16 protein-coding genes are annotated in these 22,654 nt (G+C 69.8%); 2 read left to right on the forward strand and 14 right to left on the reverse strand.

Annotated features, from left to right (window positions below):
• Positions 1–43: 43 nt before the first annotated feature.
• The 7 genes from fusA to QUC20_RS14100 form a co-directional block, all read right to left on the reverse strand.
• On the reverse strand, positions 44–2,158 hold the full coding sequence (fusA, locus tag QUC20_RS14070; RefSeq protein ID WP_120264231.1) for an elongation factor G: 2,115 nt from the start codon (positions 2,156–2,158) through the stop codon (positions 44–46).
• Between the two features lie 69 nt (positions 2,159–2,227).
• Entirely contained in the window at positions 2,228–2,698 is a 471-nt protein-coding gene (rpsG, locus tag QUC20_RS14075; protein WP_023954027.1) for a 30S ribosomal protein S7, read from the reverse strand.
• Positions 2,699–2,703: 5 nt separating this feature from the next.
• On the reverse strand, positions 2,704–3,072 hold the full coding sequence (gene rpsL / locus QUC20_RS14080; protein ID WP_018187369.1) for a 30S ribosomal protein S12: 369 nt from the start codon (positions 3,070–3,072) through the stop codon (positions 2,704–2,706).
• Between the two features lie 261 nt (positions 3,073–3,333).
• Positions 3,334–5,076, reverse strand: a complete 1,743-nt coding sequence (locus tag QUC20_RS14085; RefSeq protein WP_289330274.1) for a DUF5684 domain-containing protein — start codon at positions 5,074–5,076, stop codon at positions 3,334–3,336.
• Positions 5,077–5,116: 40 nt separating this feature from the next.
• Entirely contained in the window at positions 5,117–5,779 is a 663-nt protein-coding gene (locus QUC20_RS14090) for a spermidine/putrescine ABC transporter substrate-binding protein (protein WP_289330275.1), read from the reverse strand.
• 45 nt (positions 5,780–5,824) lie between these two features.
• The gene (locus QUC20_RS14095) at positions 5,825–6,298 is read right to left on the reverse strand and encodes a DUF6121 family protein (protein WP_289330276.1); all 474 of its coding nucleotides are present in this window, start codon (positions 6,296–6,298) and stop codon (positions 5,825–5,827) included.
• The gene (locus tag QUC20_RS14100) at positions 6,298–7,398 is read right to left on the reverse strand and encodes an ABC transporter (RefSeq protein ID WP_289330277.1); all 1,101 of its coding nucleotides are present in this window, start codon (positions 7,396–7,398) and stop codon (positions 6,298–6,300) included. Before QUC20_RS14100 ends, QUC20_RS14095 begins: the two co-directional genes overlap by 1 nt.
• 129 nt (positions 7,399–7,527) lie before the next feature.
• Between QUC20_RS14100 and QUC20_RS14105 the strand changes: the two genes are divergently transcribed.
• Positions 7,528–8,175: a hypothetical protein gene (locus tag QUC20_RS14105; RefSeq protein ID WP_120264510.1), complete on the forward strand. Its 648-nt coding sequence runs from the start codon at positions 7,528–7,530 to the stop codon at positions 8,173–8,175.
• On the opposite strand, the gene QUC20_RS14110 is transcribed toward QUC20_RS14105, so the two are convergent.
• The 7 genes from QUC20_RS14110 to pxpA all read right to left on the reverse strand — a co-directional run bounded on the left by QUC20_RS14110 (position 8,176) and on the right by pxpA (position 20,496).
• Positions 8,176–8,760, reverse strand: coding sequence for a hypothetical protein (locus QUC20_RS14110; RefSeq protein WP_120264226.1), 585 nt, complete (start codon positions 8,758–8,760; stop codon positions 8,176–8,178). It abuts the gene before it with no gap.
• A 95-nt stretch (positions 8,761–8,855) separates the two neighbouring features.
• Positions 8,856–12,728 (reverse strand): DNA-directed RNA polymerase subunit beta', encoded by a 3,873-nt coding sequence (locus QUC20_RS14115; protein WP_120264225.1) that lies wholly within the window; start codon positions 12,726–12,728, stop codon positions 8,856–8,858.
• Between the two features lie 41 nt (positions 12,729–12,769).
• Positions 12,770–16,264, reverse strand: a complete 3,495-nt coding sequence (gene rpoB / locus QUC20_RS14120) for a DNA-directed RNA polymerase subunit beta (protein ID WP_120264224.1) — start codon at positions 16,262–16,264, stop codon at positions 12,770–12,772.
• A gap of 248 nt (positions 16,265–16,512) precedes the next feature.
• Positions 16,513–17,118, reverse strand: a complete 606-nt coding sequence (locus tag QUC20_RS14125) for a hypothetical protein (protein WP_289330278.1) — start codon at positions 17,116–17,118, stop codon at positions 16,513–16,515.
• A 100-nt stretch (positions 17,119–17,218) separates the two neighbouring features.
• Positions 17,219–17,860: a hypothetical protein gene (locus QUC20_RS14130; protein ID WP_289330279.1), complete on the reverse strand. Its 642-nt coding sequence runs from the start codon at positions 17,858–17,860 to the stop codon at positions 17,219–17,221.
• Between the two features lie 70 nt (positions 17,861–17,930).
• Positions 17,931–19,676: a carboxyltransferase domain-containing protein gene (locus QUC20_RS14135; RefSeq protein WP_289330280.1), complete on the reverse strand. Its 1,746-nt coding sequence runs from the start codon at positions 19,674–19,676 to the stop codon at positions 17,931–17,933.
• Between the two features lie 73 nt (positions 19,677–19,749).
• Positions 19,750–20,496 carry a 5-oxoprolinase subunit PxpA gene (gene pxpA / locus QUC20_RS14140; protein ID WP_289330281.1) on the reverse strand — a complete coding sequence of 249 codons (747 nt, stop codon included), beginning with the start codon at positions 20,494–20,496 and terminating at the stop codon, positions 19,750–19,752.
• A 461-nt stretch (positions 20,497–20,957) separates the two neighbouring features.
• On the opposite strand from pxpA, the gene QUC20_RS14145 reads away from it, so the two are divergent.
• Positions 20,958–22,649 carry an ABC transporter ATP-binding protein gene (locus tag QUC20_RS14145; RefSeq protein WP_289330282.1) on the forward strand — a complete coding sequence of 564 codons (1,692 nt, stop codon included), beginning with the start codon at positions 20,958–20,960 and terminating at the stop codon, positions 22,647–22,649.
• Positions 22,650–22,654: the final 5 nt, after the last annotated feature.

Below are 22,654 nucleotides of genomic sequence, written 5' to 3' on the forward strand. Positions count from 1 at the left end.
TTGAGTGGATGCCGGGAGCGTGGGCCCCCGGCACCCCGAGGGCTTACTCGCCCTTGTTCTTCTGGACGATCTCGTCGGCCACCGCGCGGGGGACCTCGGAGTAGCTGTCGAACTCCATCGAGTAGACCGCGCGGCCCGAGGTCTTCGAGCGCAGGTCACCGATGTAGCCGAACATCTCCGACAGGGGGACGAGAGCGCGGACGATCTTGATGCCCGAGCCGTCCTCCATCGACTGGATCTGGCCACGACGGGAGTTCAGGTCGCCGATGACGTCGCCCATGTACTCCTCGGGCGTACGCACCTCGACGGCCATCAGAGGCTCGAGGATGACCGGGTTGGCCTTCCGCAGCGCCTCCTTGAAGCCCATCGAACCGGCGATCTTGAACGCCATCTCGGACGAGTCGACGTCGTGCGACGCGCCGTCGAGCAGGATCGCCTTGACACCCACGATGGGGTAGCCGGCGAGCACGCCGACGTTCATCGCGTCCTGGAAGCCCTGGTTGGTCGGCTCGATGTACTCGCGCGGGATACGGCCACCGGTGACCTTGTTCTCGAACTCGTACGTCTTGTCGGCCGTGACCTCGAGGGGCTCGATCGCGAACTGGATCTTCGCGAACTGACCCGAACCACCGGTCTGCTTCTTGTGGGTGTAGTCGTGACGCTCGACGGCCTTCTTGATCGTCTCGCGGTACGCGACCTGCGGCTTGCCGACGTTCGCCTCGACGCGGAACTCGCGCTTCATGCGGTCGACGAGGATGTCGAGGTGCAGCTCGCCCATGCCCTTGATGACGGTCTGACCCGTCTCGGGGTTGAGCTCGGTGCGGAACGTCGGGTCCTCTTCGGCGAGCTTCTGGATGGCGACACCCAGCTTCTCCTGGTCGGCCTTGGTCTTCGGCTCGATCGCGACCTCGATGACGGGCTCGGGGAACGTCATCGACTCGAGGACGACGGGCTCCGCCGGGTCGGCCAGGGTGTCACCGGTGGTGGTGTCCTTCAGGCCGATGACGGCGTAGATGTTGCCCGCGGTGAGCGAGTCGACCGGGTTCTCCTTGTTGGCGTGCATCTGGAAGATCTTCCCGATGCGCTCCTTCTTGCCCTTGGTCGAGTTGATGACCTGCGCGCCCGAGTCGAGGTGACCCGAGTACACGCGGACGTAGGTGAGGCGACCGAAGAACGGGTGCACGGCGACCTTGAACGCCAGCGCCGCGAACGGGTCGTTGGCGTCGGGGTGACGCTCGATGATCTTCTCTTCGTCCTTCGGGTCGTGCGCCTCGATGGCGGGCACGTCGAGGGGCGAGGGGAGGAAGTCGACGACCGCGTCGAGCATGGGCTGCACACCGCGGTTCTTGAACGCCGAGCCGCAGAGCACGGGGTACAGGTCGCCCGCGACGGTGAGCTTGCGGATCGCGCCCTTGATCTCGGCGACGGTCAGCTCTTCACCGCCGAAGAACTTCTCGAGCAGCGCGTCGTCGGACTCGGCGACGGTCTCGAGGAGCCGCTGGCGGTACTCGGCGGCCTTGTCGGCGAGGTCGGCCGGGATCTCCTGGATCTCGTACTTCGCGCCCATGGTCACGTCACCCTTGGCGTCGCCGGGCCAGACCAGCGCGCGCATCTCGACGAGGTCGATGACGCCCACGAAGTCGTTCTCGGCGCCGATCGGGAGCTGCAGCACGAGCGGCTTGGCACCCAGGCGGCTGACGATGGTGTCGACGGTGAAGTAGAAGTCGGCGCCCAGCTTGTCCATCTTGTTGACGAAGCAGATGCGGGGGACGTCGTACTTGTCGGCCTGACGCCAGACGGTCTCGGACTGGGGCTCGACGCCCTCCTTGCCGTCGAAGACCGCCACCGCGCCGTCGAGGACGCGCAGCGAACGCTCGACCTCGACCGTGAAGTCGACGTGGCCGGGGGTGTCGATGATGTTGATCTGGTTCTTGTTCCAGAAGCAGGTCACGGCGGCAGACGTGATCGTGATGCCGCGCTCCTTCTCCTGCTCCATCCAGTCGGTGGTCGAGGCGCCGTCGTGCGTCTCGCCGAGCTTGTGGTTGACGCCCGTGTAGAACAGGATGCGCTCGGTCGTCGTCGTCTTGCCGGCATCGATGTGCGCCATGATGCCGATATTGCGGACCTTGTTGAGGTCGGTGAGCACTTCTTGTGCCACGGGCTGTTCCTTACGTTTGGTCGGGAGCGCCGGCCGGGGAGGTTCCCCCGGCCGGCACCGAGAAGCTGTTTACCAGCGGTAGTGCGCGAAGGCGCGGTTCGACTCGGCCATCTTGTGGGTGTCTTCGCGGCGCTTGACCGCGGCACCGAGGCCGTTCGAGGCGTCGAGGATCTCGTTCTGCAGGCGCTCGGTCATCGTCTTCTCACGACGGCCCTTGGCGTACGAGACGAGCCAGCGCAGCGCGAGCGTGTTCGCGCGGTGCGGCTTGACCTCGACGGGCACCTGGTAGGTCGAGCCACCGACGCGGCGGCTCTTGACCTCGAGGGTCGGACGGACGTTGTCGAGCGCCTTTTTCAGCGTCGCGACGGCGTCCTGGCCGTTCTTGGCCTCGACACCCTTGAGCGCGGTGTAGACGATCGACTCGGCGATGGACTTCTTGCCGTCGACGAGGATCTTGTTGACGAGCTGCGTGACGATCGGAGCACCGTAGACCGGGTCGTTGACGACGACGCGGCGGGGCGCGGGTCCCTTACGAGGCATCTAACTCAACCCTTCTTCGCGCCGTAGCGGCTGCGAGCCTGCTTACGGTTCTTGACGGCCTGGGTGTCGAGCGCACCGCGGACGATCTTGTAACGGACACCGGGGAGGTCCTTCACACGACCACCGCGGACGAGCACGAGCGAGTGCTCCTGCAGGTTGTGGCCCTCGCCGGGGATGTAGGCGGTGACCTCGGTGCCGTTGCGGAGCTTGACACGTGCGACCTTGCGCATGGCCGAGTTCGGCTTCTTGGGCGTGGTCGTGTACACGCGGGTGCAGACACCCGCCTGCTGGGGGTTCGCCTTCAGAGCGGGCGCCTTGGTCTTGGTGACCTTCGGCGAGCGACCCTTGCGAACCAACTGCTGAATGGTTGGCACGTTCTCTCCTTGTAGTGCTGCACGGTGACAGCGTCGTGGTTTCACCACAGATCCACCGGCGCGTCACGAATGCTGCGTTTTCGAAGGGTGGATATGCCGTGGGGGCGTCCTGTTCGCAGGACGATCCCGATTCGCGTGCTCCGCCTCGACCTGACCATCGGACCGAGGCACGACGCAGGGCGCGCACGAGCGCACACCCGATCAATGATACGCCTCTGCGGCGAGGCGGGCAAACGCCGACGGATGCCGGTGGTATCGGTCTCAGGCTCCGGGCCGCTCGATACGCAGTTCCGCGTCGCCCAGGAGGAAACGCTCGCCCGCCGGAGCGTCGGATCCGGGCTCGAGCTCGATCTCGGTTCCGAGGAAGTTGGTGAGGACGACGCCGTTCGTCGAATGGAGGTCGGTGATGTGCCACAGCCCCGACCGCAGCTCCAGTCGCGCGTGCGTCTTGGACACCGTGCGCGTGCTGTCCTCGATGGCGACGAGCTGGGCACGGGGATATTCCGGGTCGGGCGCGGGCTGACGTCCGACGATGGCGACGTCGCCGGTCAGCGGCGCGATCTCGCCGTCGGGCAGCACCAGCTGCCAGTAGACCCGGCGGCGCGCCACGACGACGGTGTGGTCGATGTCGCCGTCGTCGGGCCCTTCTGCCCGGCGGAGCTGTGCGGGCACCGCCGCCTCCGCCGTCCGCGGTGCGCCGGCCGCGGGAGCGCTCGCGACAGCGGAGACCTCGTCGGACAGCTCGGGGAACTCATCGGGGGTCCGCGCGAATGCGCGGCGGGCGATCGGCGTGGCGGGAACGGCATCCCACGTCCGGCGTCCCGCGCCGAGACCGGAGGCGGCGTCGGGATCGGCGAACGAGGGCACCACCCCGGGGCGGTCGGATGCCGCGCGCGACGGGAACGGCGACGGCGAGATCGCCGAGACGTCGTCGATCTCCGACGGCCAGCGGGCGTCGTCCGAGCCGTCGTCGTCAGCGTCTGAGCTTTCCGACGCGACGTCGGCGGGCTCCGGGCGAGTCTCAGCCGCCGGCGCCGGCTCGCGGAGGATCGGCTCGCGCGCCTCCCGCGGTGCCGGCTCGGAGAACGCGGGCCTGCGGTCGGGCTGCGGCTCGTCGACCGGGGCGCCCTCGGTGGACGCGACCGGCGAATCGCGCTCGGCGGAAGCGGATGCCGCGGCCCGCGGCTCGACTGCGGGCGCGGGCTCCGACCCGGGCGCGAGCTGGGGCTCGCGCTCGCGCTCGGGCTCGGGCTCGGGCTCGACAGCAGCAGCATCGCCCGCGAACGGTACGACCGCGGCAGCCGGTGCGGTCGTAGGCGTCGAGAGGTCGGCGGCGGGCTCCGGAACGGCGGCGGGCTCCGGAACGGCGGCGGGGGCGAAGGGCGACGGCGGCGCCCACGGCGAAGGTTGCAGGCCTGTCGGCGTCTCCTCGCGCTCGGCGACAGCTTCGCCGCTGGCGGCCAGCGGCTCGGGGCTGAAGTGCCGCGCGGACAGCGTCGGGGTGGCGAGCGTCGGCGGCGCCGTGGGCTCCGGAGCGCGAGGCGACCGCATCTGCGGGTCGTCCTGCTCCGACTCGGACAGCGGCGGGGTGAAGACCCAGGGCGGCGGCGTGACCTCGGCGGTGCGCTCCTGGCGCCAACGGGCGGGCCCGAGTCCCAGGATGCTCGCCCACACGACGAAGAGCAGAGCGGCGAGCACCGTCATGCCGGGCCCGACGCCGAAGCCCCGTCCGATGCGGTTCGCGGAGATCACCAGCAGCACGTAGACCACGAGGGGACCGGCCACGGGGAAGAGGCCGATGAGCACGAGCCACGGGCTGAACCCGGCGATGCGCAGCACCACGGCGATGTTCAGCACGGGCACCCACCCCTGCCACGGCTCCTCGTCGGTCTTGCGGAACAGGCCGGCCAGCGCGAGCGCTGTCCAGACGTACAAGACCGCACCCAGCACCGTCGAGAGAACGACGAGGAGGATGAGGAGCGATTCGTTGGCGGAGGTGGTCATCGCATCCCACGATAGGGCCAGCGGCGCTCGACCACCGTCGTCACACCGCGCCGCCGCGATCGGGGCCCGGTTCGAAGGGAGCGTCGAGTGACCGGGTGAGCTCGGCGAGCATCGCCTCGATCTGCGGTTCCACATGCTGCGCCACGGCCGCCTGAACGCGGAGCCGGTGGTGCAGGAGCACCGCGCACACCTCGCGCCCGATCATGTTCGCGTAGTCGTCGGCGAGACCCACCTCTTGACGCAGGGCCGCCTTGGCCTCGCTGCTGAGCGGCGGGAGATCGGGCACCGCCTGGTCGGATTCCTGAGCCAGCCCCGAGATCGTGAAGAGGAACGGCGCTCCAGCCACCGGATCGGGGTCGAGCGGCAGACCTTCGAACTCGGGCTCGAGGCCCTCTGCCGGACGATAGCTGCGTGCCCGGTTGCGCGCGGCCTGCTGATCGAGCTCGGCCTGCAGCATCGGCAGGTTGCGCGAGGTGTACTCCGCGACGGCGGCATCCACGATGGACTTCATGCGCGTGGACAGACCGTGCTGCACCCCGTGGGGAACGTCGGATCCGAGACCGACCGCCGACAGGACGGGCGAGCCGATGCACCGCCGACAGGGAGCGACCCGACCGCGGTGCGTTGCCGGCTGCCAGCGCGGCAGCCAACGCAGCCAGGCATCCACCGCCTGGCTGACCTGGGTCTCGATCGACCGCTCCACGGGCCTATTGTCGCCGATCCGGGCCGATGACGCGGGGATTTCGCGTCATTCGTCCTCATCGCGTTCCCAGGCCCACCGCGGCGGCGTCGCCCGCGTGCGAACCAGGGCTACCGCCGACCACCCCGCTGTCGCCGCGGCGATGACGAGGAGCACGCCGAACCACGACACCGCGAAGCCGCCGGCCGCCGCGAGGGCGCGGGCCGCGTCGACCCCCACGAACAGGGCCGATCCGACGAGCCCGACGAGGTATCCCAACAGCGACACGACCCCCGTCAGGGCCGCGATCGCATACGACGGCCGTGCCGCGCGCAGCGTGCTGGCGAGGACCGCTGCGACCGCGACGACCGCACCGGCGAACCCGACAGCGCCGGGGACCGGTCCGAGGCCACGGACGGCGACGACATCCTGCCCCGTCGCGAGGCTCAGGATGCCGAGGCCGCAGATGGCGAGCGCCCCGAAGCCCACGACCGCGAAAGCGGTGGCGAGCCCGGGGCGCATTCCGCCGGAGGGGGTGGACATCAGTAGCGGTGCAGCTGCGGCCCCGCCTCGAGGGTGCGCTCGTACTCGCGCTGCGCCTCGGCGTTGATCTCGGTGACGCGGCGACCGCGGGCGGCGACCCAGGCGCCGAACCAGATCGTCAGCTCGCGACCGGCGACCAGAGCCACCAGCGCTAGGGGCGCGAATGCCTGCTCGCCGACGATCGTGAGCGCCTGGCTGGGCGCGATCGTCCAGAACGGGGCCTGGAAGAGCTGTCCGGCGATGTGACCCGCGTAGGACGCGAGACCCACCAGCAGGCCGAGGAGGACCCAGAGACCCCACCGTCCGCGATTGATGAACGCGCCCAGGATCCAGAACGCCAGGAAGAACACCGCGACGGGTACCCAGAACCACCACGAGGTGGCGGCTGCCAGAGCCTGGTCGGCGATGTTGGCGGTCGTGACCTCACCGCGCACGGCATCGATCCCCAGCGCCGCACCCAGGTAGATCAGCGCGAAGGCGATGGCGGCCAGGAGACCGATGGCGCCGGCCGCACCGCGGTTGCCACGCGGGGTGGGCGCCTCGGGCGCCTGCACGAAGATGGGCTGCGGGCTCGGCGCGGCGGTCGCCGGGGTCTCGGCGACGGGCTCGCTCGCGCTCACCGTGCTCGCCCGATCGGCCTCGTCGGCACGGTAGGCGCGCGTCGCGGTATCGCTCGTGGCGGCTGCGCCGGCGGCGGCAGCGGTGCCGGAGGCAGCATCGGTGGTGGATGCCGCGGCATCCGGGTCTCCGGTGGTCGCGGTGTCCGCGTCGCGCGGGGAGTCCCACTCGCTGGGCGAGTTCCAGCTGTCGGAGGTCGCGGACGAGCCGACGGTGTCGGTGCGCTCGTCGTGCGAAGCGGCATCGATCCGGGCGGCATCCGCCGCAGCGGTCGTGCCGTCGGACGCGGGGCGCTCCGTGTCGTCAGCGGTCGCGGACCGCTCCGGGAGGTTGCCGGAGCCAGAGTATGCGGCGTCCCAGTCGTCGACCGAGACCGCACCGCGCGACGCCTCGGCGTCGGCGAGCCCTGCCCGGGCACTGCCCACGACGTCGTCCACCGGCTGCGGCTCGTCGACCGGCTCGCCGTACTTGGGGTCGCTCATGCGATGTGCTCCTCACGCGGTGGCCGGTGCCGCCGCAGAGGCGAGGATATCCCGGCGACGGGGGCGCGCCGCGCAGGCGTGCCGACGTGTCTGCGCACCCGTCCGCAGGTGCGGACGTATCGTCGTCCCATGACCTCGCGCGCCCTCCCCCGCCTCGCGCCCGCCGCGGTAGTCCTCGCGGTCGCGCTGCTCGCGGGCTGCGCGCCCGAACCCGGCACCGGCGCGGCCGCGACCCCGGGTGCGACCACGCCGGTCGACGCCGTCACCCCGACGCCCGCGATGACGGTATCGGCCGAGGCGGGCGGGCCGCCGCCGGCGGCATCCGGTTCGGTGGTGTCGACCACCGTGCTCCCCCGCGACTGCGCCGGCATCCTCGGCGCACCCGCCCGGACCGCGCTCGCATCCGTGCCGCTGAACGACCCGGCCTTCGGCGAGAGCGGACTCCGGGCCGACGGGTCGCTGCGCTGCGTCTGGGCTGACCCCGCCGCCGACACCGCCAAGATCGAGACGACCATCGGCTACGCCGAGCGCAATCCCGTGATCGACTTCTTCAACGAGCTCACCGGCATCGGCTTCACCTGCTACGAACCGGCCGGAGGCGTGCGCTGCGAGAAGACCTGGCAGAACGCGCGCTACCCCGTCACAGACGGACGGACGCTGTTCTTCCGCGACGGCGTGCTGATCGACACCCAGTTCTCGCACCTCGCGCCCGAGGGCTACACGACGGGCATCATCGCGTCGCTCTGGCCCGCCGGCGCCGCGACGCCCGCGCCCTGATCAGCGGGACGGGGCGAAGACCGCGTTGCCGACGCGGCTCGCGTACTGCTCGGGATGCCACACCGACTGAGACGTCGAAACCCAGTGCCCCTCTCCCGCCTCGATCGTCTCGACGAGGTCGCCGTCAGTGCGCGAGCAGAGCGTGCGCACGCCGCTCTCATCGCACGTGAAGCCCTGAGCGGGCAGCGCGGATGCCGCGATCGAACCGGCATCCGTTCCCACCGATCCGACCGTCGTCGAGATCGACCCGGCATCCGAGGTCCACGCGCACGTGAAACGGACCTCGGGAGCAAGAGCCTCGACGAGGGCTGTCGCGGTCGAGACGGGGGCGTCCTGCGTCTGCTCGAGCTGGGCGCCGGGCGAGTACTGCAGCGTCACCCACAGCGCCTCCGGGTACAGCTCGCGGCACTGCTGCGGGCCATCGGCGGCCGCGGCGGCGGCACCCTCGTCGGCGCCTGCGCCGAGCATCCCCATGCCCGTCGTGACGAGCGGGACGGTCAGGAACGCGAGCACCCCGATCACGCCGGCGCAGAAGACGCCGACGATCCAGGCGAAGACGACGTTCCGACCCCCGATGCGTGCCACCTCTCCACGCTAATCCGGAGGAGTGCGCTCACGCCGACCGACACGACGAAGGGCCCCGGGACATGCCCGGGGCCCTTCGCAGGATCAGCGATCGATCAGTTGTAGCTGGTGAAGTCGCCGTCGGTGGAGAAGCTGTCGAAGTCGACGTAGCTCAGGTCGGCGTCGCTGTACGCGCCGTCCGACGCGAAGATGCGGTTGGGGTACCGCTCGCTCTTCGCCTCCTCCGTCGCCTCGACGGCCACGTTGCGGTACTTCGCAAGGCCCGTTCCGGCGGGGATGAGCTTTCCGATGATGACGTTCTCCTTGAGGCCGACGAGCGGGTCGCTCTTGCCCTCCATGGCCGCCTGCGTCAGAACGCGGGTGGTCTCCTGGAACGACGCGGCCGACAGCCACGACTCCGTCGCGAGCGACGCCTTCGTGATACCCATCAGCTCGGGGCGACCCGACGCGGGGCGCTTGCCCTCGCCGACCGTCTCGCGGTTGATCTGCTGGTACTTCTTGAAGTCGACCAGCTCACCCGGCAGCAGCGTGGTGTCGCCGTGGTCGACCACGGTGACCTTCCGCAGCATCTGACGGACGATGACCTCGATGTGCTTGTCGTGGATCGGCACACCCTGCGAGCGGTACACGCCCTGCACGCCGCCGACGAGGTACTTCTGCACCTCGCGGGCACCCTGCACGCGCATGATGTCCTTCGGGTCGAGCGTGCCGACCTGCAGCGGGTCGCCGACCTCGACGTGCTGGCCGTCCTCGACGAGGAGGGTCGCACGCTTCAGCACCGGGTAGACGAAGGGCTCGTCGCCGTTGTCGGGCGTGATGATGACCTTCTTGGCCTTCTCGGTCTCGTCGATCGTGATGCGGCCGCTGGCCTCGGCGATCGGCGACGCACCCTTGGGGGTACGGGCCTCGAAGAGCTCCTGCACGCGGGGAAGACCCTGCGTGATGTCATCGGCCGATGCAGAACCACCGGTGTGGAAGGTACGCATCGTCAGCTGAGTACCGGGCTCACCGATCGACTGGGCGGCGATGATGCCGACCGCCTCGCCGATGTCGACGATCTTGCCGGTGGCCAGCGAACGGCCGTAGCACTTGGCGCAGACACCCACGGCCGAGTCGCAGGTCAGGACCGAGCGGACCTTGATGGAGGTCACCCCGCCCTCGACGAGCTTGTTGATCAGCACGTCGCCCACGTCGTCGCCGGCCGCGGCCAGCACCTCGCCCGAGGGCGAGACGGCGTCGGCGGCCAGGGTACGGGCGAACACCGAGTTCTCGACGTTGGCATCCTTGATGAGGGCGCCGTCGGCACCGGCTGCGGCGATCGGCAGCTCGAGACCCTTCGACGTGCCGCAGTCCTCCTCGCGGATGATGACGTCCTGCGAGACGTCGACCAGACGACGGGTCAGGTAACCCGAGTCGGCGGTACGCAGAGCGGTGTCGGCCAGACCCTTACGGGCACCGTGCGTCGCGGTGAAGTACTCCGCCACCGACAGCCCCTCGCGGTACGAGGAGATGATCGGACGCGGCATGATCTCACCCTTGGTGTTGTTGACCAGGCCTCGGATACCGGCGATGTTACGGATCTGCAGCCAGTTACCACGGGCGCCCGACGAGACCATGCGGTTGATGGTGTTCTCGGCGGGGAAGTTCGCCTTCATGGCGGCCTGGACCTCGTCGGTCGCCTCGGTCCAGATCTTGATCTGCTCCTGGCGACGCTCGGCGTCGGTCACGAGACCCTTCTCGAACTGGCCCTGGACCTTCGAGGCGAGCTTCTCGTACTTCGAGATGATCTCGGCCTTGTTCGGCGGCGTCAGGACGTCGCTGAGCGCCACGGTGACGCCCGAACGGGTCGCCCAGTGGAAGCCGGCGTCCTTGATCCGGTCGAGGGATGCCGCGACCTCGGTCTTGGGGTACTCCTCGGCCAGCTTGTTGACGATCTGCGACAGCTTGCCCTTGTCCGCCTGCTCGCGCACGAACGGGTAGCCCTTGGGCAGGGTGTCGTTGAAGATCGCCTGTCCGAGCGAAGCGTCGACCAGACCGTGACGCTCGTAGCCCTCGGGGGCGTCGCCCTCGAGGAACGCGAGGCCGGGGATGCGGATGCGGACCTTGGCCTGCAGGTCGAGGGTGCCCTCGTCCTTGGCCAGGATCGCCTCGCCGACCGAGCCGAACACGCGGCCCTCACCCTTGGCACCTTCGATGACCGTGGTCAGGTGGTGCAGACCGATGATCATGTCCTGCGAGGGCAGGGTGACCGGACGGCCGTCCGAGGGCTTGAGGATGTTGTTCGACGCGAGCATCAGGATGCGGGCCTCGGCCTGAGCCTCGACCGACAACGGCAGGTGGACGGCCATCTGGTCGCCGTCGAAGTCCGCGTTGAAGGCGGCGCAGACGAGCGGGTGCAGCTGGATGGCCTTGCCCTCGACGAGCTGGGGCTCGAAGGCCTGGATGCCCAGGCGGTGCAGGGTGGGTGCACGGTTGAGCAGCACGGGACGCTCGCGGATGATCTCCTCGAGCACGTCCCAGACCTCGGGACGCGTGCGCTCGACGGCGCGCTTGGCCGCCTTGATGTTCTGCGAGTGACCGAGGTCGATCAGGCGCTTGATGACGAACGGCTTGAAGAGCTCGAGGGCCATCTGCTTGGGCAGACCGCACTGGTGCAGCTTCAGCTGGGGTCCGACGATGATGACCGAACGGCCCGAGTAGTCGACGCGCTTTCCGAGCAGGTTCTGACGGAAACGTCCCTGCTTGCCCTTGAGCATGTCGGACAGCGACTTCAGCGCACGGTTGCCGGTTCCGGTGACGGGGCGACCGCGTCGACCGTTGTCGAACAGGGCGTCGACGGCCTCCTGCAGCATCCGCTTCTCGTTGTTCACGATGATCTCGGGAGCCCCGAGGTCGATCAGACGACGCAGACGGTTGTTGCGGTTGATGACACGGCGGTACAGGTCGTTGAGGTCGGAGGTCGCGAAGCGGCCACCGTCGAGCTGGACCATCGGACGCAGCTCCGGCGGGATGACCGGGACGACGTCGAGCACCATCGAGGCCGGCGACATGCCGGTCTGCAGGAACGAGTTGACGACCTTCAGGCGCTTGATCGCACGGATCTTGCGCTGGCCCTTGCCCTCGGAGATCTGCAGGTGCAGCGACTCGGCCTCGGCGGCCAGGTCGAACGCCGCGAGGCGACGCTGGATGCCCTCGGCACCCATGTAGGCCTCGAAGTACTGGCCGAAGCGGTCCTGCAGCTCGTGGAAGACGTCGTCCTCCTGCTTGAGCTGGCCGACCTCGAGGGAGCGGAACTCCTCCCACACCCGCTCGAGGCGCGAGATCTGCTCGTCGAAGTTCTTGCGGACGGTCGCCATGTCCTTCTCGGCGGAGTCCTTGGCCTTCTTCTTCTGGTCGGCCTTGGCACCGTCGGCCTCGAGGGTCGCGAGTTCCTCCTCCAGCTTCGCCAGACGCGTCGCCACGCGGGCGTCGCGGCGGTCGCCGAGGTTCTTGATCTCGAGGCGCAGGTTGTTCTCGTGCGTGGGGAGGTCGCGGTGACGCGCATCCTCATCGACCGAGATGACCATGTACGCGGCGAAGTAGATGACCTTCTCGAGGTCCTTCGGCGCCATGTCGAGCAGGTACCCGAGGCGCGAGGGCACGCCCTTGAAGTACCAGATGTGGGTCACGGGAGCGGCGAGCTCGATGTGGCCCATGCGCTCACGGCGGACCGAGGACTTGGTGACCTCGACGCCGCAGCGCTCGCAGACGATTCCCTTGAAGCGGACGCGCTTGTACTTTCCGCAGGCGCACTCCCAGTCGCGGGAGGGGCCGAAGATCTGCTCGCCGAAGAGGCCGTCCTTCTCGGGCTTGAGCGTGCGGTAGTTGATGGTTTCGGGCTTCTTGACCTCGCCGAAGGACCAACGACGGATGTCGTCAGCAGTGGCCAGGCCGATGCGAAGCTGATCGAAGGTGTGTGACTCGAGCACTGATTCTCCTGTGTCGGAATTCTGTTCGTTGCCTGGCCGGATCAGATCTCGTCGATCGACGAGGACTCGAAGCGGCTGGAGATGTTGATGCCGAGCTCTTCCGCTGCGCGGAAGGCTTCGTCATCGGTGTCGCGGAGGTTGACCTCGGTGCCGTCGGCCGAGAGGACCTCGACGTTCAGGCAGAGCGACTGCATCTCCTTCATGAGCACCTTGAACGACTCGGGGATGCCGGGCTCCTGGATGTTCTCGCCCTTGACGATGGCCTCGTAGACCTTCACGCGGCCGACGATGTCGTCGGACTTGATCGTCAGGAGCTCCTGGAGGGCGTACGCGGCGCCGTAGGCCTCGAGGGCCCACACCTCCATCTCGCCGAAGCGCTGGCCACCGAACTGCGCCTTACCACCGAGCGGCTGCTGGGTGATCATCGAGTACGGGCCCGTCGAGCGCGCGTGGATCTTGTCGTCGACGAGGTGGTGGAGCTTCAGGATGTACATGTAGCCGACCGAGATCGGAGCCGGGAACGGCTCGCCGGAGCGACCGTCGAACAGCTTCGTCTTGCCCGACGAGTCGATGAGACGCTCGCCGTCGCGGGTGAGGTTCGTCGAGTCGAGCAGACCCGCGATCTCGGACTCGAACGCACCGTCGAACACGGGCGTCGCGACCTTGGTGCCGGGAGCGGCCTCGCGTGCGACCTCGGGCAGGCGCTCGGCCCACTCGGGGTTGCCCTCGACCTTCCAGCCCTGCGCGGCGATCCAGCCGAGGTGCAGCTCGAGGACCTGGCCGAAGTTCATTCGACCCGGGATGCCGAGCGGGTTCAGGACGACGTCGACGGGCGTGCCGTCGGCGAGGAAGGGCATGTCCTCGACGGGGAGGATCTTCGCGATGACACCCTTGTTGCCGTGGCGGCCGGCGAGCTTGTCACCCTCGGTGATCTTGCGCTTCTGGGCGATGTAGACCACGACGCGGCGGTTGACGCCCGAGCCGAGCTCGTCGTCGCCGTCCTCGGCGTTGAACTCCTTGACCGCGATGATGGTTCCCTGCTCACCGTGGGGCACCTTCAGCGACGTGTCGCGGACCTCGCGGCTCTTCTCGTTGAAGATCGCGCGGAGCAGACGCTCCTCGGCCGACAGCTCGGTCTCACCCTTGGGCGTGACCTTGCCGACGAGGATGTCGCCGGGACGCACCTCGGCGCCGATGCGGATGATGCCGCGCTCGTCGAGGTCCTTCAGCAGGTCGGGCGCGACGTTCGGGAGGTCACGGGTGATCTCCTCCTTGCCGAGCTTGGTGTCGCGCGCGTCGACCTCGTACTCCTCGATGTGGATCGAGGAGAGCGTGTCGTTCTTCACGAGCTCCTGGCTGAGGATGATCGCGTCCTCGAAGTTGTGGCCCTCCCACGTCATGAAGGCGACGAGGAGGTTCTTGCCGAGCGCGAGCTCGCCGTTCTCGGTGGCGGGACCGTCGGCGATGACCTCGCCGACCTCGACGCGCTCACCGGCCGAGACCACGACGCGCTGGTTGTACGACGTGCCCTGGTTCGAACGGTCGAACTTGCGGAGGAAGTAGTCCTGCGTGCCGCCCTCGTCGAGCTGCACCGTGACGACGTCGGCCGAGACCTCGGAGACGACACCGGCCTTCTGCGCGGTGATGACGTCACCGGCGTCGATCGCAGCGTAGCCCTCCATACCCGTTCCGACCAGCGGCGAGTCGCTGCGCAGCAGCGGCACGGCCTGACGCTGCATGTTCGCACCCATGAGGGCGCGGTTCGCGTCGTCGTGCTCGAGGAAGGGGATGAGCGAGGTCGCCACCGACACCATCTGGCGCGGCGAGACGTCCATGTAGCCGATCTCCTCGTTCGGGAAGAGGTCGACCTCGCCGCCCTTGCCGCGGCGGGCGAGGACGCGGTCGGCCACGAACGAGCCGTCCTTGTTCAGCTCGACACCGGCCTGCGCCACGACGTAGTCGTTCTCTTCGCTGGCGGTGAGGTAGTCGATCTCGTCGGTGACCTTGCCGTCGACGACGCGACGGTACGGGGTCTCGATGAAGCCGAACGCGTTGATGCGCGCGAACGAGGCGAGCGAACCGATCAGACCGATGTTCGGGCCTTCGGGCGTCTCGATCGGGCACATGCGGCCGTAGTGCGACGGGTGGACGTCGCGAACCTCGACGCCGGCGCGCTCACGCGACAGACCGCCGGGGCCCAGCGCCGAGAGGCGACGCTTGTGGGTCAGACCCGCGAGCGGGTTGTTCTGGTCCATGAACTGCGACAGCTGCGAGGTTCCGAAGAACTCCTTGATCGCGGCGACGACGGGGCGCACGTTGATCAGGGTCTGCGGCGTGATCGCCTCGATGTCCTGCGTGGTCATGCGCTCGCGAACGACGCGCTCCATGCGCGACAGACCGGTGCGGACCTGGTTCTGGATGAGCTCGCCGACGGCGCGGATACGACGGTTGCCGAAGTTGTCGATGTCGTCGGTGTCGAGGCGGATCTCGGCGGGCTTGCCGTCGCGGATGCCGTCGAACGTGGTGTCGCCGCGGTGGAGACGGACCAGGTACTTGATGGTCGCGACGATGTCGGCGACGGTGAGCACCGACTCCTCGATCGGGGTGTCGAGACCCAGCTTCTGGTTGATCTTGTAGCGACCGACCTTGGCGAGGTCGTAGCGCTTGGCGTTGAAGTAGAAGTTGTCGAGGAGCGCGCGCGCTGCCTCGGCGGCGACCTGCTCGCCCGGACGGAGCTTGCGGTAGATGTCGCGGAGCGCGTCCTCCTTGGTGAGGATCGTGTCCTTCGCGAGGGTCTCCTCGATCGAGTCGTACCCGGCGAACTCGGCCATGATGTCTTCGCTGGTCAGGCCGAGGGCCTTGAGGAAGACGGTGACCGACTGCTTGCGCTTGCGGTCGATGCGGACGCCGACCTGGTCGCGCTTGTCGATCTCGAACTCGAGCCATGCGCCGCGCGAGGGGATGACGCGTGCCGAGACGATGTCCTTATCGGAGGTCTTGTCGGGCGTCTTGTCGAAGTAGACACCGGGCGAACGGACGAGCTGCGACACGACGACGCGCTCGGTGCCGTTGATGATGAAGGTGCCCTTGCCGGTCTGGAGCGGGAAGTCGCCCATGAAGACCGTCTGGGTCTTGATCTCACCGGTGAGGTGGTTCATGAACTCGGCCTCGACGTAGAGGGGCGCCGCGTAGGTCTTGCCGCGCTCCTTGCACTCCTCGATGGAGTACTTCTCGGGCTCGAGGTAGGGGTTGGTGAACGACAGCTGCATCGTCTCGCCGAGGTCCTCGATGGGCGAGATCTCCTCGAAGATCTCCTCGAGGCCGCTCTGGAGGGCGACGTCGGTGCGACCGGCGGCCTGCGCCTCGGCGAGGCGGGCCTTCCAGGCGTCGTTGCCGACGAGCCAGTCGAAAGACTCCGTCTGCAGCGCCAACAGGTCGGGGACCGTCAGCTTGTCGGAGATCTTCGCGAACGAGAGGCGGGAAGCGCCGCGACCGTTCTTGGGGGTGGTGGTGGATGCGTTGCTCGCAGCAGCCAAGGGGATTACCTCCGTGGCCCGGGTGGGGCCGGTTCCTTGTCGTCAGGTGGAGTGCTCCCGGTCCGAGCTCGCGCGTCTCACGCCGTCGGACGGGCGGAATCGCGCAGAGCACAAGCCGACCACCATATGAGGGCAAGGGGGACGGGAGCGCAACTACCAACTATAGGCGGCGCGACGCGCCATGTCCAGCACAATCCTTGACGACCCCCGGATGCTGCGGTATAAATGCGCGCCACCCGGGACGATGGTCACTCCCAGGCCCAGCTGGACAGCACGATCTCGGCCAGTCGACGGCGGTCTTCCTCGGCGGTGTCGGCGGGCGAGGCGATGGTGATGACGAACGTCTGCTCGTCGCGCGTGGCGTAGTACTGATCGATGAGGGTCGGGGCGCCGCCCTGCTCGAGGGTCGCGACCAGATGCGCCGATTCGCTGCCGGCGATGTCGACGCGGTCCTCCAACGACACGTCGGTGGCACCCACCGCCTCGAGGCTCGCGGCGCCGTCGGCTTCGACGTCACCGGGGGTGATGACGCCAGGTGAGACGACGACCGTGATGTATCGGCCCTCGGCGTCGGCGGACTCCGAGACGAAGACGTCGACCTGCCCTCCCGTCGGGTCCTGGTCGGGCACGGCCCACCCGCGGGGCACGGTGAAGCTGTACCCGCTCCCCCGCACCGTCTCGCCGGGCTCGTCTTCGACCGATGAGGTCGCGGTGGGTGCCGGTGTCGCGGGCGCCGAGCTGACCGGCGACGAACCGTCGGGTCGGTCAGCCCCCGGCTGCGCATCGCACGCCGCGAGCAGCAGCGTCGCCGACACGAGGGCGACGGCCATCGGGGCGATCCGGGAGCGCGTCATGCCTCACACGCTAGGCGAATCGGCAGCGCGAGCACTCCCCTTGACACGAGAGCACGCCGCCCGCTGCAGAAGCGGGCGGCGTGCTGCCGAGGTGCGAGGATCAGGCCCACGCCCACGAAGCGAGGACCGAGTCGTAGACGGCCGCACGGTCGGCTTCCGAGACCTCGGGGCTGAACGAGAAGGTCACGACGTAGGTGCGGTCGCCGTCGGACGCGTAGAACTGGTCGACGTTGTACGTCGCGCCCTGCTGCGTGACCGACGCGGTGATGTGCGCGGACTCGCCGCCGGCGATCACCGTGCGGGGCGCGACGGCGACGTCGGTCGCGCCGGCCTGGGTCTCCAGCTGCTCGACGCCGTCCTTCTCGATCTGCTCCGGCGTCACGGTCTGACCCTCCGGCGAGAGGACGACGTTGACGTTGTCGGCGAAGGCGGCCGTGGGGTCGGACAGATCGGCGACGAAGACGTCGAGCCTCTCGGTACCCGGCACCGCCTGCTCGGGGACTGCCCAGCCCTCCGGCACGGAGAAGCTGTAGCCCGTTCCGGTGATGGTCTCGCCCGACGCGGGCGCGACATCCGGGGCGCTCGCGGCGGGAGCGGACGACGAAGTCGAGGACGAGGGTGCGGGCGACGCGCCGGCGTCCCCCGACGCGGCGGTGTCGTCCGCCTGCCCGCCGCAACCGGCGAGGAGGAGCGCCGCGGAGACGAGCAGCGCGGCCGATGTGGTGGTCTTGGTGCGGATCATGGTCTCGACGCTAGGCGAACCGGCCCGAGTCCACCGGCTCTTGACAGGGGGAGTTCTCCCCCTTGACGGATCAGCGATCGTCGGCGGGGCCCTCGCCCCGCATCGTCGGGCGCAGTCGCACACGGTCTCCCGGACGGGCCTGTGCGAGACGAGCCAGACCGGCCGGTGTCACGACGCCCACGACGGGGTATCCGCCGGTCACCGGGGCATCCACACCGAACACGACCGGATGCCCCGCGGGCGGGACCTGGATCGCCCCCGGCACCATCCCCTCGCTGGGCAGCTCGTCGTCGCGCCGCCGGTCGAGACGCGGGCCCTCGAGGCGGATGCCCACCCGGTCCGCCGCCGCGGACACGATCCAGGTCTCGCCTGCGAGGCGGCGCCGAGACTCCGACGTGAGCCAGTCCGACCGCGGACCGGGCATGACGGGGATGTCGAGCGGAACCGCATCCGTTCCGGCGGGCGGCGGCCCCCACGGATGCAGCGGCAGAACGGGAACCGGCCCGGCGACGTCGTCGCCGACGGGAACGACATCCCCCTCTCGCAGCGGCGCCGGCCCGAGCCCGGCCAGCGTGTCGGTCGATCGCGAGCCCGCGACCGGCGCGACGTCCCACCCTCCGCGAACGGCGAGGTAGGCGCGGGAACCGGCGAGGAAACCGTCGAGCCTCAGCTCCGCTCCCGTCGGCCATCGGTGCACGACGAACGGGTCGCCCACGCGTCCGTCGATCACGACCGGCGCCCACGCTCCCGTCACGACCACGGTCAGATCGCGCTCCGCCACCGCTCGCAGCCCGCCGACGGCGACCTCGATGGCGGCGGCCCCCTCGCGGTTGCCCAGCAGCCGGTTCGCGAGCGCCCATGCGGCGGGGTCGGCGGCGCCTGCCGCGCCGATGCCGTCCGCAGCCCGTCCCGGACGGCCGCCATCCTGGAACGTGCTCTGCAGGCCCGGCGCGATGACGCGGACGCCGCGCGGAGCCGCGGGTGCTGTGCGTCCCGGCGGTTCTGGCGCCGTCGCCGTTGCCGGTCCGTTCGCCGGCTCGGTCGCCGGCTCCGTCGCCGGAGGCCGGGCGGGGGCCGGCGGGGCCGCGGGGGCCGGGAACAGCCGCGTCACCACGTCGAGAGTCGGCCGCGTCGCGGCATCCGGAGTCGGCGAATCGGACTGCGCCGCATCCGAACCCGCGGCATCCGAACTCGCGACGCGGCTGCGCATCGGGTCGAAGCGCACGGCCGTGCCCGGGACGAGGAGTGCGGGGCGATCGGCATCCGCGTTGAACAGCGGCGCGTCCGTCGTGCCGATGAGCTGCCATCCGCCCGGCGACTCGCGCGGATACGCTCCTGAGAACACACCGGCCAGACCGACCGAGCCGGCGGCGACGCGCGTGCGCGGCGACGGCCGACGCGGGATGTCGAGATCCCAGCCCGCGCCGACCAGATAGCCGAACCCGGGGGCGAAGCCCGTGAATGCGACCGTCCAGTCGGTCCCGGCATGGCGGGCGGCGAGCGCCTCGGTGCTGGATCCGAGCAGCGCGGCGAGATCGGCGAGGTCGGCCCCGTCGTAGCGGATCGGCAACGTCACGGACGCGGAGGCGGATGCCGGCGGCGCCGCCGACGTCACAGCCGACGAGACCCAGGCCCGGACCGCCGCCGGTCGCAGCACGGCCGGATCGACCCGGACGAGAACCGTCGCGGCCGCGGGCACGATGTCGACCACCCCCGGCGGCGGCGCGGCCGTCAGCCTCGCGTGCAGCGCCATCGCCGCCGCAAGATCCGACACCTCGACGAGCACCGCGTCGTGGCCCATCGGCAGCATCCTCATCGCGGCATCCTCGATCCGGCGCCGTGTCGGGGACCTCGCCCCAGCAGGCAGGATGGCGGCTCGGACACGACCGTCACCACGGCGAGCGCACCACGATCCCGGCGGCGTCGAGCGCTGACCTCACCGCGCGAGCCATCGCAACGGCACCGGGGGAATCGCCGTGCACGCACAGTGACGCCGCCTCGCTGCGCACGACCTCTCCCGAGACCGCGACGACTTCCCCCTGCGTCGCCAAGCGGAGCGCACGTTCGGCGACGACGTCCGGATCGTCGAGCAGCGCGCCGGGAGCTCCGCGCGGCACGAGCGAGCCGTCGGCGCGATAGCCGCGGTCGAGGAAGGCCTCGAGATGGAACGGCAGCCCCGCATCCGACGCCGCCGACACGATCGCACCCCCGAGCCCCAGCAGCGGAACCGCGCGGCCGAGCTGTACCGACAGATCCGCGACCGCCGCGGCGACGGCTCGCGCGGTCGCCGCATCCTCGCTCGCCGCGTGATAGAGCGCCCCGTGCGGCTTGACGTACCGCACGTCGGCACCGGCGGCGGCGAGGGCGTGCAACTGACCGAGCACCTGCGCGCGCAGCAGATCGGGCTCGACCGCGACCCGGACCCGCCCGAAACCCGCCCGGTCGAGATAGGAGGGGTGGGCACCGACCGCGACCCGGGCGGCGGCGGCCCCGGCCACGGCGGTGCGCATCGACGAGGCGTCGCCCGCGTGACCGCCGCAGGCGATCGACGCGCTCGACACGAGGGCGAACATCGCGGTGTCGTCGGCCGTCGGGACGCCGTCGACCGTCTCGCCCAGGTCCGCGTTGAGGTCCATGGGTCAACGCTAGCCCGCGGCCCGGGCGGGCACCGCGGCTCGCCGTGCCGTGCCGTGCCCGTGCCCGTGCCGTGCCCGTGCCGCGCCGTGCCGTGCACAGGCTGACCGACGCCCGAACCCGGCTCGAGGCCCGCCCCGGTACACCCAACCTGATCGCGGCACGCCCGCCGCAGGCCCGCCGGGCCTGCACCCGTCACGACGGCTGTGCCGTTAACAGGCTGAACAGCCGCACCGCCCCCGCGAACGGCGTCCCCGCGGCAGCCAGCCTGTCCGCGGCACGAGCGCGCGGTCCGCGGCACGAGCGCCCTGTCCGCGGCACGAGCGCCCGGTCCGCGGCACGAGAGCGCGCGGTCCGCGGCACGAGCGCGCCCGGTCCGCGAGACGACGGGCCAGCGTTACGTCGATGTAACGGGTGGGCCCGACACGGTGCGCTCGGGGCCGCGGGCGGGCAGGATGGGCCAATGGCAGACTCCTCCACTCCCCTGCTGCGGGTGAGCGACATGGCCGTCGACTTCCGCACGCTCGAGGGCCCGGTGCACGCGGTCGAGGGCGTCGACCTCGAGATCTCGGCGGGTGAGACCGTCGCGATCGTGGGCGAGTCCGGCTCGGGAAAGTCGACGACGGCGATGGCCGTGATCGGACTCCTCCCGGGCAACGGGCGCGTCGTGCGCGGCAGCATCCGCCTCGACGGCGAGGAGCTCGTGGGCGCGCCCGAGAGCACGCTTCGCCGCATCCGCGGCGGGTCGATCGGACTCGTGCCGCAGGACCCGATGTCCAACCTCAACCCGGTCTCGAAGATCGGCACCCAGGTCGCCGAGACGCTGCTCGCTCACGGCCTCGCCACGTCGAAGGACGTCGACGCCAAGGTCATCGAGACCCTCGCCGCGGCCGGGCTGCCGGATGCCGCCGAACGCGCCAAGCAGTACCCGCACGAGTTCTCGGGCGGGATGCGGCAGCGCGCGCTCATCGCGATCGGGCTGGCCTGCAACCCGCGGCTGCTCATCGCCGACGAGCCCACGAGCGCCCTCGACGTCACGGTGCAGAAGACGATCCTCGATCAGCTCGGGCGGATGACGGGTGAGCTGGGCACCTCCGTCCTGCTCATCACCCACGACCTCGGCCTCGCCGCGGAGCGCGCCGCGCGCGTCGTCGTGATGCATCGCGGCCGGATCGTCGAGCAGGGTCCGGCCCGCCAGATCCTCGAGGATCCGCAGCAGCCCTACACGCAGGCCCTGGTGAAGGCGGCGCCCTCGGTCGCGGCGGTGCGCCTGCGGCCGGAGGCCTACCGCGCGACGCCCCCACCGGCTGCCGTCACCGACCCCGCGGCATCCGGAGCATCGGCCCCGGCGGACACAGCAGCACGCCGCGATCACATCGTCGAGATCGAGAACCTCACGAAGCTCTACAAGATCCGCGGTCGCAAGGATGACTTCGCCGCGGTCAGCGACGTCTCACTCGCCATCCCGCGCGGTGAGACGGTTGCCATCGTCGGCGAATCCGGGTCGGGCAAGACGACGACGGCGCGGATGCTGCTGAAGGTGATCGAACCGACATCGGGAACGATCCGTTTCGAGGGGCAGGATGTCGCGGGCCTGAAGGGCGCGCAGCTGCGCGAGTTCCGGCAGAAGGTGCAGCCGATCTTCCAGGACCCGTACTCGTCGCTGAACCCCATGTTCACGATCGAGCGGATCGTCGCCGAGCCGCTGGAGTTCTACAAGCGCGGCACCGCGAGAGACCGCGCCGCGCGCGTGCGGAAGCTGCTCGACGACGTCGCCCTGCCGCAGACGATGCTGCGCCGGTACCCCTCCGAGCTCTCGGGCGGGCAGCGTCAGCGCGTCGCGATCGCACGCGCCCTCGCGCTGAACCCCGAGCTGATCGTGTGCGACGAGCCGGTGTCGGCCCTCGACGTCCTCGTTCAGGATCAGATCCTCACGCTGCTGCGCGACCTGCAGGGCGAGTACGGGTTGAGCTACCTCTTCATCTCGCACGACCTCGCCGTCGTGCGTCTGATCTCGGACTACGTCTGCGTCATGAAGGACGGCGCCCTCGTCGAGGCCGCCTCGAGCGAAGAGATCTTCACCAATCCGCGCGACCCCTACACGCGGCGGCTGCTGTCGTCGATCCCGGGCAACGAGCTCGACATCGCCTCCTGAGCCAC

This window comes from Microbacterium arborescens (assembly GCF_030369635.1).
GTDB lineage: Bacteria > Actinomycetota > Actinomycetes > Actinomycetales > Microbacteriaceae > Microbacterium.

What these genes read in the sequence shown, in the direction of transcription:
- rpsG (WP_023954027.1), bottom strand. Translation starts at nt 2,698, where the DNA reads ATGCCTCGTAAGGGACCCGCGCCCCGCCGCGTCGTCGTCAACGACCCG.
- QUC20_RS14085 (WP_289330274.1), bottom strand. Translation starts at nt 5,076, where the DNA reads ATGACCACCTCCGCCAACGAATCGCTCCTCATCCTCCTCGTCGTTCTC.
- QUC20_RS14095 (WP_289330276.1), bottom strand. Translation starts at nt 6,298, where the DNA reads ATGTCCACCCCCTCCGGCGGAATGCGCCCCGGGCTCGCCACCGCTTTC.
- QUC20_RS14100 (WP_289330277.1), bottom strand. Translation starts at nt 7,398, where the DNA reads ATGAGCGACCCCAAGTACGGCGAGCCGGTCGACGAGCCGCAGCCGGTG.
- QUC20_RS14105 (WP_120264510.1), top strand. Translation starts at nt 7,528, where the DNA reads ATGACCTCGCGCGCCCTCCCCCGCCTCGCGCCCGCCGCGGTAGTCCTC.
- QUC20_RS14125 (WP_289330278.1), bottom strand. Translation starts at nt 17,118, where the DNA reads ATGACGCGCTCCCGGATCGCCCCGATGGCCGTCGCCCTCGTGTCGGCG.
- QUC20_RS14130 (WP_289330279.1), bottom strand. Translation starts at nt 17,860, where the DNA reads ATGATCCGCACCAAGACCACCACATCGGCCGCGCTGCTCGTCTCCGCG.
- QUC20_RS14135 (WP_289330280.1), bottom strand. Translation starts at nt 19,676, where the DNA reads ATGAGGATGCTGCCGATGGGCCACGACGCGGTGCTCGTCGAGGTGTCG.
- pxpA (WP_289330281.1), bottom strand. Translation starts at nt 20,496, where the DNA reads ATGGACCTCAACGCGGACCTGGGCGAGACGGTCGACGGCGTCCCGACG.
- QUC20_RS14145 (WP_289330282.1), top strand. Translation starts at nt 20,958, where the DNA reads ATGGCAGACTCCTCCACTCCCCTGCTGCGGGTGAGCGACATGGCCGTC.